General features: G+C 68.6%; 1 protein-coding gene. It reads left to right on the top strand.

Annotated features, from left to right (window positions below):
- The first annotated feature begins 636 nt into the window (after positions 1–636).
- Positions 637–14,949, top strand: coding sequence for a hypothetical protein (locus ABZW18_RS00250; protein WP_356179829.1), 14,313 nt, complete (start codon positions 637–639; stop codon positions 14,947–14,949).
- The last annotated feature ends 9 nt before the right edge of the window (positions 14,950–14,958 follow it).

Genomic DNA, 14,958 nt, shown 5'->3' on the forward strand with positions numbered 1-14,958 from the left:
CCAGCCTCACCCGGCAGATGGGCGGACGATGATGACGTCCCCTCCGCGTTCGACCCGCCGGAGTCGACGGCTGCGCCTCCCAGGGCGCCAGCTCCGTGGGCAGCGGGCCAGGAGGTGCCCTCCGCCTTCGCCGATCCACCGCCGGAACCCGAAGCCGGCAACGCATGGGCGTCGGACGATGAGGTGCCGTCGGCGTTCACCGAACCACAGCGTCCCATGCAGGGCCCGCAGCCGTCGCCACAGTGGGCGGGGGAGGAAGTTCCCTCGGCATTGCACTCGAATGAACGTGCCGCCGGTGGCTTGACCGCTGAGGACGAATCTGCCCGGGGCCCCGGCCTGCCCGAGGAACCAGGGGTTGGATCGGCTCACACGGCCGGATGGGCGGCAGCCGAGAAGGCACCATCCGCACTCGCACATGAGCTGCCCGGATGGGCAACGGGCGACGACGTGCCATCCGCCTTCGCCGGACCAGAGCCACAGGCAGGGTGGGCGACAGAAGAGGACCTGCCTTCCGCCCTCGCAGAGCCCCGCCCGGGCATCAAGGGCACCGAAGTATCAGGGGTGTGGGCGTCGGAAGGTGAAGAGCCGACAGCGGCCGACGGTCCCGAGCCCGCCGCGAGGCGAGCGACGTTCGAGGTGCGAGGTCTGGACACTCCCACCGGCCGACGCTGGGCGGTCATAGCCACCGATGATGGCGGAGTCACATGGATCAAGCAGGACGACCGCGTGATCGAATGCCTCTTTGCCGTCAAGGATGAGGCGAAGCGCACCCGGGACGCACTGATCCTCGCCCCCGAGCTGCGGGCAACAGCCCCCGGCAGTTCAGGCCAGGGCGGGCTGGCAACGCTGCAGACGCACCGGCCGGAGCCGTCGGCAGCCGGATACGGCAGCCCGGGCGAGGCCCTCGCGCCCACCCTCGGCGAGGTCATCGCCAAGGAAGTGCGCGGAACTGACCAACTAGTAAAGGTCCGGCTGGACGCCGACGACACCACTCCCAGCATCACCATCCTCACCTGCTGGAACCCGGTGGGTGGCGCCCAGGTCGGCGTCGGCCAGTCCGTGTTCGTGTCCGGCACACTCGGCGCGGCAAGGCCATTCAACGGGCGGATGGAGACGCCCGTCGAGGGCGGCACAGTTGAAGCCCAAGCCCTGGTGTTCGACCGGAGGAACCTCTCGGTTGCAGCACCGCACGGCTGGATAAGCGCCGACCGGATCGTGCTCCCGGCCATCGAGGTGGGCCAACAGGTCCGCATCCCCGACCCGCACCATCCCCGCCTTCGCAGTTCAACCGGCGCGAACGACCAGGCCACTGCCCAGCCTGTCCCGTTCAGCACGGTCACGGTCACCTCGGTGAGCGGCTCCAGCATGGGCGGCACTACCCCTGACGGGCGAACCCTCACCTTCACACCCTCCCTGGTCGCAGCAGTTCCAAGCGGCTCAACCGACCTGACCCCGCAGGCAGTTGCCCGGGAGCCCACACAGGGCCCCGCAGCACCTGACAGCCTCGACCTTCCCGAGGCCAAAGTCACCGAACTGCGCGGGCTGCGGACCAGCGACCGCGCCGAGCTTGCGGCGACACTCGATGAGCTCCAGCCCCGAGACGACGGAACACCCATCCAGATACTCCTGCGCCAGGAGCGGGAGTGGGCGACAGTCGCCTGGTGCGGCGCCTACAACTTGCGTGACGACAGGGGCCACTACCACAACCTCGAGGAGGTCCTGGCCTGGCATGACGGGACCCGCCTCGTCACGCTGCTTGACCGCAGACCTCACACGGCCGCCCCTGAGCCCGTCAACGCACCGATACCCACTCAGCCGGATGCGCCCCGACCCCCGCTCGTCCCCCGTCCGCTGGAGAGCCTGCTCCCTGAAGAACTCGAGACCCACGCCCACGAACTCGATCAGTGGATCAAGGGGCACACCAGCGCCGGCGACACAGGCGCGTCCGTGCGCGCCGTACAGCAACGCGACGCCATATACATCGAACTCAAGCACCGGCAGGATCGGACCGCCGACGCGGAGCAGCTCGGCGGGTGGGAGGCCTTCACCCGAGATCTCGCCACCCTCACACTCGAAGAACCCGGACGCGACGGTGTCCAAGGCGTCGTGCGCGACGGGATTCGCCTCGGCACGATTATCGCGACCGTCGCGGGACACACATACGTCCACGACGGCGAGCCCGCCTCATCCGATGCTCCCGCGTTCCACAGCGCCGAGGGCGCTGCCGTGGGCCTCGCACGTGCCCCGGCGGAGCAGGAAGCCCTCGAGCAAGCGGCCGTCGTCGTCCCCCAACCGGTGCCCGCCGCCCACACCTCCACGCGTCAGCCGTCGCCCATAGCGGAAGTGACACCGCGGTTCGTGGTGCCCGTGGGCGAGGCGGACGCTCGGCAGGATGGCGACCCCAACTACAAGCTCAAGGCGCACCTGCGCAGCGTCCGCCCTGACGCCCACCATCGGGATCAACGGGGGCAGCGCATCCTGAGCGAGGCCTGCCACAAGCACGGAGCACGCCACGCAGGAACCCACCTCAGCAACGGGGGACGACTGGCGATCATCACGATCGCTCCTGAAAAGTACGAAGTGCGGGCCCCCGACCAGCTCCTGCAAGTCGGAGGCCCCTGGGGCAAGAACATCCGAAGCCGCGAACAGGCCAACAAGATCGCGGACGCTCTGGAGAGCATCCGTGACGCCCAGGGCCAGCCCTTCCCGTGGGACCTGCCAGACCCCATGCAGCGCGCGCGGTGCTTCCGGGACGCAGAAGGCCGCGACTTCAAGAGCGCGATCCTGCGTGCCCTTGTCACCCACAACCTGGACCCCAAGGGTAAATATGCCAAGGCATACCAAGCCCGTATGGGGCAGCGTCTAACGGGAGACGCCCAAACCGCCGCCACCCCGGATGGGCCCGTGGAGCGACCCGCCCCGGATGCTGAGGCAGGGTCGGCGGTACCCGTGGACGGCCCACCGTCCAACGAGGTCTTCGAGGTCACGGTCTTCGGCAAAACCGGTGAGATCGCAGGGGCAGACGGCACCTTTTGGTGGCGCGGTGAGGTAGACAACCCCCACCAGGCGGACCGCCCCCGCACGACCCTCAAACCCCTCGACAAGCCAGTCCTGGTACGCATGCGGCTCGGGAAAAAGGGGAAGGGCTGGGTCCTCGTCGAGGACGCCGCAACGGGTGAATTGGTCCGGCAGATACGCACCACCAGCCATTTCCAGGCCGCCGCATCCACGCACCCGTCCCAGAACCGCACTCCATCGTCGGGAAACGCACCCTCCGGGGACCGCAATCGGCGTTTCACCAGCGTTGGTCAGGTGCACACGCACTTCGCGGCCGCCACTGTCCCCGCGCTCACCCCCGAGCGGACCAGAGAGCTGAGAGCCATCAAGGCGAAGGAACTCGTCGCGCTGTCCGACGATGGTCAGTTCGTGGTACGTGCAAAGGACGGACAGCACGAAGTGATGCCGTCCGGCAGCGGTCTGCCATTCTCCGGCCTGCTCCCCGACGTCTTCCTGGCCGGAAGCGGCATTGAAGCGCTCCCCGAGCCCCTGAAGGGCTTGCCCACGTCCGAGCAAGCACTGGAGTTCGCGGGCCGACTGGCGAGCCTGCGCGCTAGCGACGGTTCTCCGATTGACTGGAGCGACCCACAGCTGCCGGGACTGGTGCGCGGGGACCAGTACACCCAGCTCAACCACGCGGTGCTCGGAGCGCGCGCGCTGTTCGACCGCGAGCATGGCCGCAGCAGCTCCCTGGCTTCACGCCTCTGGCGGCTCTTCGAACTACAGTCAGACCGGGGTGAGCGCCTGGGAGAGGACCGATGGGCGGACGACATCCCCGTGGGCGACTGGGTGTGGCTCACGATCGACGACCAGTACAAGCTCCGGGAGATCCTGAGTCGCGAGGAGACTGGTTTCGGCACGGTCCGACTCACCTTGGACGACGGCGGTACCTGGCAGTTCCCCCGCAACCTCCCCATCGAGCACGCCGCGGCTGACACAGTGCTCGGGCCGGACGGCCGACCCATGGGCGTACGGATCGCGTCGGACTTCGTCCTCGATGAGGACATCATCGAATTCGATCTCGACCGGGACCTGAACCCGATCACACCATCCGGCCAAGGCGACCAGAACGATGCCGGCCTGACCCGCATCCGCGGCCGCGCCATGTTCACGCGGAAGCACACCCACGGTCCCGGTGAGCGCACCTGCCTCCTGGACGCCACCCTTGTAACGAGCACCGGCCCGGAGCCGGCGCCCACCACGACCGCGGGCACGGCGTTCCAGCTGCCGAGCCACGTGATTCGGCTTTCCAGCCGTGCCCCGCTCGCGCAACAGCCCCCGCCCACCCAGGCCACAGCTCCCGCGGCGAGCCCAAAGGCCGACGCACCCACCACGTCCGAGAAGGCTGCCGGCTCCAACGGTGACGAAGCGGCCGCGGACACCCGATGGGACGGTGAGGGCGATCCCCCGCCTGGGGATGCGGTGCCCATCCAGTCCTCGACGGGCGGAGCGCCGGTCGCTGGTGATGAAGAGACGCCTCGTCCGGACGAGATCACAGGCACCCAGCCCACGGGGGCCGATAGGCCGCTTGCCAAGGGCGATGAAGTGGTCACTCCTGAAGGTCTGGGAACGGTCGAAGCTGTCAGCACACGTGAGGCCCTCGTCCAGACCCACCGCCTGCACCCCTGGCCTTTCCACCAGCTCAAGCGCCCCGGGAGCGACGCCCCGATCCTCGCCCCCGGCGACAGAGACAAGGCACAAAAGAACCAGGCAGACCTCGCACAGGCCAGCACCGCCGAGGGCCTGGAACTGCGATTCACCGACGGAAAGCGGCTCAAGGACCTCAATGTCGCGGCAGGCCACGGCCTCATCGTGGACCGCGACGGCACCACCATCGGCTGGGTCCGCGCCCGAATCGGCGACGACGGTGAGCGCTACTGGTGGGCGCAGGACGCAGACGGCGGAGGGCCGGACAGCAACGCCTTCCACGAGAACCTGCCCGTCACGGCAGGAGCCCCAGCGGTCCGTGCAGCCAACAACGTAGCGGACGATAGGGCGAGGGCCATGCAGACTGTCGGGGGTAAGACGAGCCCGCGTGCGCCCGTCGCCCCGGCGTACGCGGCGAAGGAGGTCATCTTCACCCCGGCGCAGGTGCGCGAACTCAGCCAGCTCACCGTGACCGGCACCTTCCCCAGCGGTACGCCGATAAAGGGCCCTGAGTGGGTGAGCAACTACCGCAAGTACGTGCTGAACGTCGCGCAGATGCAGGCGCTCGGCGTTGCCGCCCGTGCCGCCGCGACTGAGACGCACCAGAGTACGGCCCAGGGGAGTCGCAACAGGAAGGTGCTACTGGCCGCTGCGCAGAAGCTCGACTTCGAGCAGTACGACGCCGGCCGTATCGCAGCGAGCATCCCCCCGCCTGGAGAGCCAGACCCGTACGAGAAGCCGTACGCCCCGCGGTCGGAGGACACCAGCACCCCTGACTTGGGCACCGCGACGAACGCGGTCAAAGACCGTCATGGCTCCCAGGCGTCTGCTCCGAGACCCAAGGCGGCCAGCGGCAAGGCTAAGCGGTGGGTGCGCGCCGAGATACCAGCCTCCCACACCACCAAGAAGCGGCTCGGGCTGTTCGGGCGCGCCGGTGGCCGAGACTGCGACCGGTGCGGCAACGAGGGTGATCTTGTGCTCTTGGTGTGGCACTGGAGCGGCCTGACGGAACGCAGCGGGATCACGGGCGCCCTGTGCCTCCCGTGTACCGAACTGGAGACCGGCATCCCGGGCAACCAGGCGCGCGAGCGAGCCGAGGCTATCGATGCCGATAGGGGCTATTCCCTGGTGCTGGGCCCGCGGTACGTCGACCGCCATGGCGTGTCCGTGGCGCAGACTGGGCCGAAGCAGTGGACGGCCGTGCACCTAGCGACCGGCAACCGCTACCGGATCGCCAAGGAGAGTGAGAGCGGCTCCCGGGGTTACGTCGTGCGCGACCTCGACGGCATATCCGTGGGCGCGGGGGTGGGCGTGGTGAGCGGCTACGACATCGCCGCACGGCACGCCGTCGAGCGGACGACGGAGAGCCACCCCGACATCGGCGACCGCTTCGTTGCCTTCGGATACCGACAGAAGCTCAAAGCCGTGAAGGCGGAAGACTTCGCAGAGGGCGAGCACGCCTCCGAAGTGGAACGCACAAAGGACGAGACGGGCGCCTACCCGTCCGGGCCGCTATGGACGCTAACGACCGGTGACCAGCCGTTCCGCGTCGAAATGGTCTACGTGGAAGGCCCGAAGGACGCCGACGGCCATCAGCTCACCGTCTCCGACCAGTCCGGCACCGCGGCCACATTCGTGACCTGGGGCGAGGTGCTCACCTGGGCACGCGAGCGGGCCGGTGTGGACATGACGACAGTGCCGAAACCGCAGCGTTACAGCCGCGCCCGCGTACCTGGCAGCCATGGCCAGTGGTCCGTGTACCGCGACGGCCGTGAGGGCGAGTTCTGCAAGGTTGAGGAGGATGGCGAGGGCGGATGGATCGCGCATGGGAAGGGTGTGGCGGACGCCACCGGCTTCACGTGGGAGGAAGCCTGTGAGGCGTACGAGATGGGCCTCGCCGTCGAGGACCTGCCGCACCCTGCTTCGAGCGGATACGTTCGGGTGCCACAGGTGACCAGGGCGCGGGAGGTACTGACTGCAGCCGGGTACAGCGACCGTGTGGTGACGCCGGCGGAGCCCGGATTCGAAGTGACGGGAGAGCTTCCACACCTGGGTCCGGGGTCGCTCGCGGTGCACTGGAGCGGGCGAGCTCCTGATGAGGCACTGGCTGCGATGCGGGCGGACGGCTTTACGGAGATCAGGCGCCAGGCGGGCGGTTTTACAGCGGTCTCGGCCACGGTCGCCAAGGTCGTGGAGGATGAGGGGAAGCGGGCGAAGCTCCCGGCCAAGCTCGACCGACAGGCGGAGCTCCATGGCATCCCCCGGACTCCGGCGCACTACTGGGACACGCCCAATGCCAAGGACGACGCTCCCAAGGTCCTCGACCTCTGTGCCGGCCCGGGAGTCCTCCTCGACTACCTGGCCGCGCACTATGGCAGGCGCGAGGATGCGCCAGAAACCGGGACCACGCAACCCCTTGAGAGGGATGCCAGCGCCGAAGTAGAGATCCCGGAAATTACCCTCACCCCCCGCTCCTACGTGCATAAAAACGTGCCCTACGACTGGAAGGCGGCCTGTGGCACTCGCCAGGGATACTCGATCACCCACGACTGCCAGGGCCCCGGCAACCGAGGCGTGAAGTTCAGAGCCTTCTGGTACACCCCCACACACGGCGGCCGCGCCTGGACACTGGGCATAGGCGGCAGCCTGGAGGAGGCACAGGAGTTCATCCGCACGCACTGGCGCGAGTCCCAGAAGCGGGACACCGAGCAGACCGCGGCGGAGATGAACTTCGTCTCGGGCGCGTGGGTTCTCCCCAAGGTGGGCGAGGGCGAAACGGTCGAATGCGTCGGCCCCTCCCGCTGGAACGTCACCGTCGTCGAGGGCATCACGTACGAGCTCAAGCACCCGCACGGTGAGCCGTACACGGTGAGCCTGGGCGCCGACTGGGTGAAGCACCCCGAGAGCTTCGAAGACTGCCTCGCCGCGATCCGCGAGCACGCGGCCGCGCAGACGCCTGTCCCGGCTGTCGAGGAACTCCAACTCGAGCTATCCGACCAGGTGGCCGCCGCTTCCACGATCGAAACGGCGGAGAATTCGCCTCAGGGCCCCTTCGCGCCAGAGGTTCCGTACGTCAGTTCTCCTGCCGCCGCCCAGGAGGCGCACGAAGGAAGGCCGCTTCGCTCCTCTGGAGCAGGAGACCAATCACCGTCTCCCGCCGTCCAGAACGAGAACACGCCGGCGCCAACCCCGACCACGGATGAGGCCACGCCCGCATCACCGGCCCCCGCTGAAGCTGGCGGGAATGAACTCGAGACCGAGCAGCCGACGCTCGCGTCGCCCAGCGACCGGGTGGACAACACCCCGGTAGGTGAGGACGAGCGCCCGCCCCGCAAGCACGGAGGGGCGAGTGAGCCCAACGCGCTAAGGGCTGGCCCCGCTGCCGATCCACCTGCCGGCCGTGACCTGCCAGCAGCGGATGAGTACACACCTCAGCAGGAGGAGACGATGGAAGCATCCGCGCCCGCCGCCAATCCGCCAGCAGGCCCGGGTGAGGACGCGGCACTCTACGCGTTCCCTCGTGAGGCCAGCGAGGCATGGCAGCGTGTTCTCGATTCGTTCGACGCCTTGGACCGGGCGCACAAGAGCTGGCCTCACACCAGCGGCCACAGCGTCGACCTCAGCGACCTGCGACGCCACAGAGACGTTCTGCGCCGCCAACTGCCCGCCGCCTCGCGCGGGCTGGTGGAATCAGCCCACCAGCTCGAGGAGATGACGCGGCATCTCGTTGAGGTGCGACAGGACGTGCAGCGCTCTGCAGACACCGACCTTCAGCAGCTGCTCATTCCGGCCATCGACAACCTTGCTACCGCCGTCGAGGCAACCAGCGAGCGGACCCGAACCACATCCGGACAGGTACGCGGGCTCCTCCATCCCTGGGACACCACGCTCCCTGAGGCAACCGAGCCCGTGACCGAGCCTGTCCCGGCAGGCACGCCTGCTCGGCCCGGACGGATCCTGCACCCCGATGGCACCGCAGTGCACCACATCGGAACAGACAAGGACGCCGAACCCCGGGCAGCGATCACCGTCGGCGCCGTGCCCGCTGCCGACGGAGCCGGCCGATGGCAAGCCATCCGCTACGCAGACGGAACCTACACGATCGCCCATCCCGCCCTGCTGCAGCCTGACGGCCAGGACCCCTACCCTCTGGGGAAGAGCAAGATGCAGCCGCACAGCTGGTCCCATCGGTGGCGTACCTTCGACCGCGCCGAGGCAGCCGGGCACTCCACAGCGTTGCTCGAGGCCTTCTACCTGCAACGCGGTGACATGGTCACCTTGGAAGGGCAGAAGACGGCCCGACAGGTGACCCGGATTCAGCGTGGCGCTCAGGGGCGCGACAGGAAGCGGCTGCGCGCCCAGCGCACCACGGGGATACGGATCCACCACGTCGGCCTTCAAGGAGGCAAGGAGCGGGACAACTTCTTGCCCGGGGCGTTCGATCCCGTCGCGACGCGTCTGCCGGAGACGCACCCTGCCGTGACGCCCCCACCTGGGGAAGAGCCAGCACCCGTCGTTGCGCCCTCGGTGGAGGCCACACCCGGCGGGGACGCAACACCCGCTGTCCGGACGACGCCTCCCAGAAAAGCAGCCCCGAGCGGCCAGGACTCCGGCTTGCTCGTGGATTCCACTTCGGGCGACCGGGAGCCTGGTGAGGGCGATCCGGTGGGCGACAACACGCTGTCGATGGGGACGACTCAGCAGGACGGTACGACGCAAGGCGTCGCGCCTTCCCCCACCAGCGTGGTCCCCGAGACCGGCAGCACTGCAGCTGCCGACGACCAGGGCGCGGCACCGGTCGACGAGCGGACGCCTGCCTCCAGCGCGCCTTTGGCACCGGAGCAGGCCACCCATGCCCAGACCACCGCAGCGACCGCCCCCGCCCAGGGGGATTCTGGTGCCGTGCCCCTCGCCGCCGGCCTGGATGAGGAGGCGCATACCCCTTACGCCGACCGCGCCGCTTTCCAGTCCGCACACCACGCTCTGGTCCGCGAGGCCCTCTTCCACGAGCACTGGAAGGGTTCCGCCTCGCACAACGATGAACACCTCACGGCCCTGAGCGAGGCGATGACAATCGTGCCAGTGGACGGGTACGCGCTCATTCCCGACGCTGTGAAGCTCCTGCCACGACTGGCTGAGGCAGCGCAGCGGGTCCACCAGAAGTGGCAGAGCACCGGCGCCCCAGCCCTCTCCACAGCGAGCCTCGGCGCGTTCGCTTCAGCAGCTCAACGGCACAGCTCCCGGTCCCGAAGCACCGTCGCTGCTCAGCTCGCCCAGGAGGCGGCTCAGGAAACGGAACTCGCAGGGTTGCACGAGCACTACCTCACGGCGAACCGCCAGAACTGCAATCTCCTGGAAGTCCCGGTGCCCACCCCCACGGGCACGATGGAACTCGGCGCCTTCCTCACCGAGCGCGCCGAGCAACTGGAAGAACAGCTGCGCGAGAAGGGATCTTCACGTACCGGGCATGAGCGGGATCCTGAGCCGACGGCGGGCCGGGGGCCGCATCGGCCTCTGATGGATCGGGCTCGAACCCTCGTCGATGCCGTGCTTGAGGACCTCGAGCAGGGCCCGGCCTCGGAGCGGATCTTGGATCCGCAGGCTGTGATCGTCAAGGGGGACGAGCACCGCTGGCTGGTGAGCTTCCCCGCGAGCGCAGACCGGCGTCAGGACCGGGCGCTGGCACGCGACCTCTTCGTCCGGATCGTAGAGGCCATTCGCCAGACCAATGACGCGGAACTCGCCGAGTCCACCCTCACCGTGGACCCAGAACCACCCAGGGGAACCACCGCTGAGCCGGCGAGCGATCCAACAGGGACAGTGGTCCCTGTGCAGCCATCCTCAGCACCAGCGGACGCCCGCCAGGAACGTCGTGACACCGGCCGGAAGGACAGCGGTCCTTCGATCCTGGAGCGCGACAACCGGGTCTACACCACGGAGGCAGACGCGGGGGAACGCCTGTATCAGGACGTCCAGCATCTGATGGCCACAGAAGACCAACCGGCCCCGACCGTGTACGGCCAATTCCTCGGCCGCCAGCTGTTCTACGCAGTGAGCCAAGACCCTGAAGCGGGCCCCCAGGCCACGACGGCCACCATCTACTTCGGGTGGAGCGACAGTACGGAACAAAGGCAGCCGATCGCCTACCTCCCAGGAGCCGAGCTTCCTGCCCTCAACGGGCAGACACTGCTGCGGGAACTCACCCACTGGGCCAACGATCCACCCCCCGTGATGACCGCACTGCTGCCACCCGCCTCGCCCACCCCCGGCACAGCCTCGAGCCACGATGCCGCCCCAGCCCCTGACCGCCCAAATCCGGCCCCCGGCTCGCACGCGACACCACCCGGGGCGGCGGAACCCGCGGCCCCGGAAACCTCCGCACCCCACAAACGGCCACCAACGAGCGCCCCCTCCACCACCGCCGAGACCGCGGGTACGGCCACCGACGCCACAGCCGGGCTGTCACCCGTGCCCGAGCAGGGGCGTGGCGAAAGCACGGTGCTCGCGGATGGGCCCGAAGCCGACACGCCCACCGACCAGCCAGCGCAGAACCAGCCCGCGGATGACGCCACGGCCAGCAAAGCCGCAGCCACGCCTGACGCGCCGCAGACATCCCAAGCACCGGTGCCGAGCATCACCGATCGACTCTCGGAGCTGGCCCGAACCGCCCTCATCCCCACCGGCGTAACCCCAGACCTCAGCGTCATGGCCAACGCCGGTCAGCTGGTCATTACCTACGGCAGCAGCGGAGATCCACGCCTGGACCAGGAGGTTGAGCGCCAGCTCCGCACCGGCATCCACGACCAGATCAAAGCCACCCACGACGACGAACTGGCCCGCTACCGCCTGGAATTCCGCCGAACTCAACAAGTGGGGCAGACGGCGCTCTCGGACACCACCGCGCCGCAGCCGAGTACGCCGACACACCCGGATCCGGAAACGGAGCGTCTCCACTCACTGCTGGAGCGCGCAGCGACCCTCTACACCGAGGCTCTGCATTCCGACAGCGGAGGGCAAGCCCGCCGCTACCTGAAAAACCGCGGGCAGCCAGCCGACGGGGAGGCGTCCCGGCGCTGGCAGGTCGGCTACGCCCAGCGCGGCAAGCAGGGCAGCGTCATCGACAAACTGCGTCAGGAAGAATTCACCGACCACGAGTTGCTGCGAGTCGGACTGCTGGCCCGCAACCACGCGTCCGGAGAGCTGTACAACGCCTTCTACCACCGGCTGATGTGGCCGGTACCGGACCTCAACGGCCGCGTTGCCGGCTTCACAGCACGGAGGATGCCCGCCAGCAGCAGCAACTCCAAGTACATCAACAGCGCGGGAGAGACCTCACTCGGGCCGACCCTCTACAGTAAGAGCCGACTGCTGCTGGGCATGGAGCACCTGAACTCCACCACCGGCCCCATCTTCATCTCCGAGGGCCCCTTTGAACTCCAGGCCCTGGACGTCGCCCACACCTCCGCAGGCCTCGAGCGGCCCGCACTGCTCGGCACGTGCGGGACCGCGCTGACCGCCGAACACATGCAACTGCTCACCGAGCAGTGCGACACCTCCCGGCCATTGATCATTGCCTTCAACAACGACGACGCTGGCCGCAAGGCGCTCCTCCGCGCCTGGAAACACCTGCAGCACTGGCCCGGCCAGGTACTCGCGCTCTTCCCCCAGGGCGCCCAGGGGGAGGACTTCGGAGCCATTCACCAAGATCACGAGCGTGGGCCGCGTGAAGTGCTGCGCCAGGTCCAGCACAACCAGCTCCCCGGGCTCGACGCCGTGGTCGAGGCGGCTCTGCAGACCATGGCCACACCGGAAGAGCGCCACACACGGGACTTCCAGCCCACAGATGCAGATCACGCGGCGGCAACGGTAGCCGCCGGCTATATCCGGGACGCCGCACAGGCCTCCTCACCCGGCGATGTGCCCTGGCTGGAACACCAGGCGCGGCACTGGGCCCGTCGCCTCAAAAAGCAGTGGAACATCCCGGTGCAGGTAACAGCCCACCAGATCCTTCTGGGACCCGAAGAGCACGGTCACGACCAGGAAAACGCCGTCTACCAACGCTCCCTGGATGCCCTGGCCGAGGATCCACTCCTGGCGACCGACCCCTTCGTCCGAGGCCGCGATTCCGCCCGCTTCGACAGCGAGGACACCCCCATGACCACACCACCCCCCGCCGCCGGCACCGACGCCAACACACCGGACAGCCCGGCGTCCAGCCCAGGCAGCTGGCCGGCAGGCACCAGTCCCACCGCCACGCATCAGGCGCACCCCGCCCCGTCTATAGCCTCAGCACCCGGCGCCGATCTGCAGTTCACCATGACGACAACAGGCCCGGATGGCACACAACTGGAGAATGCTGAGCGCATCCCTGCCGCGTACCGCCTCTACACCGACATGCGCGACCGGATCGACTTGCACGCGGCCGAACAGAAAACCAATTCGCTCGGCTACGGGTCGATGCACGGCGTCCCCCTGTCCACATCCGGCGACAACTACACCTCGGACAACCCGACCCTGATCATCTGGATCGGACGGCCACCCAGGGATGCCCTCCGCTACACCCACACCGAACTGCAGCAACTCGGCCCGCGGCATCTCCTGGCCGCCGTCGAATGGAGAACCGCACACGCGGTCGGCAGGCTCGGAGAGCCCCTGAGCACAGAGTGGATACGCGCCCTCCGCAGCATTCTCCCCAACAGCTTCCCCGGCGCCCCGACCCCCGACGCCCTGATAGACCTACTCCGGACCATCACCTCCAACGCCCCCGACGGCGCCCTGGAGACGACCCGCACCAAGGTCTCTCAGGCACTCGAGCGGTATACCGCGGGCGACACCCAGTCGGCCCTCGAGCACCTCGCCGCCCCGGGACACATTTGGGTACTCCGCGACGACGGCGCCTGGGTCGAGGAGACCACCACCCAGGGCCCCGACCCCGCCTGGGAACAGGTGGACGCGAACCTCAAGGACCAACGCCGCGAACTGGAGGAGGTCAGCAAGGACGCCGCGTCACAGCCCGCCGGTGACCCAACCACTCCTGCGCCGCCCGTCGCGGCCGACCTCACCGTCGCCCACCACGCCGCGCACGAAGCCATGGCAGCCCTGCGCCCGTACTCGATCGGCCTACCCGGCACCGTGTATGAGAAGATCACGGACCTGGTGGCACCGATGGACGGTGGCGTACGGAAGCTACAGCGCCTGCGCGGGCCGGACGGAGAACGGCTGATGCACCGGGCCAAGACCACCTTCGTGCGCGTCCTCGAAGGCTTCGCCACCATCGCCTCCAAGCTCCGGCTGACCGGGCTGAGCGAACGCCTGGAGCGCGTCGTGGCGCGGCTACGGCTGCAGGATCTCGCCCACATCGAACGTGACCTTGAGCGGCGCATGGCCGCACCCGGCATCTCCTTCGACGAACGCGGAGCCCTGCAAGAGGAATGGATCATCAACCGGGCCCGGTGGCGCGCCCAATACCAGCACACCAACGGCCGTCCAGCGGAAAGCGACTTCCTGCCCGACAACGGGCTGATAGCCGGCGCCCCGCCCATCCCCAACCTGATCGACGCCCACAACATCCTCCTGGCGCGACTCCTGCGGCGCGTGGCCGAACTGCGCGACGAGGACCCGGAAAAGGGCAAGCTGGGCAACCGCTACGATCCCAAGGGCGACCTGCTCAACGGCGTGGCGTGGGCCTACCAGCAGCGTCTGATCGGCTTCGTCCCCACAGGGGAAGATCCCGAAGGGCCGATCCCCGACTCAGTGTTGCGCAAGGCCGCGCTCACGGTCACCAGCCACCGCAACGCGTCGCCGCTCACGGTGCGCCGGGCCTTGGGCGTGTCAGCCGAGCGCGCCGACCGCATCCTGCACCGGCTGGAATCTCACCAGGTCCTCGGGCCCTACCAGAGCAACGCGCCGCGGCCCGTGATAGCCCAGCCAGCCGACATCGACACCCTTCTCGCACAGCCCCCGCTCGCCCCGCCCCGCTCCCCACACACCGCCACGCCCCCCGCCGCCAAGGCGCCACAGCAAGCGGGCGACGCAGCACAACCGGTTCGCAGCGACCCCGAGTCCCTCGAGTACTGGGCAGCGCAGATGGCACAAAAGCTGCGCGCGGGCCAGGCGGAGCGCACCGACGCCCCACCGCCCGCGCAGAGCAGCGAAGCAGCGCCACCCACGCCCGATCGCCGACGCGAAGCGGAGGACAACGCCCGCACCGGCCCCACAGCCGCGCTCACCCCGAGCCGGTCCTGACCTGGAGAA

Origin of the sequence: Streptomyces sp. NPDC004647, assembly GCF_040609575.1 — a bacterium.
Taxonomy (GTDB): Bacteria; Actinomycetota; Actinomycetes; order Streptomycetales; family Streptomycetaceae; genus Streptomyces.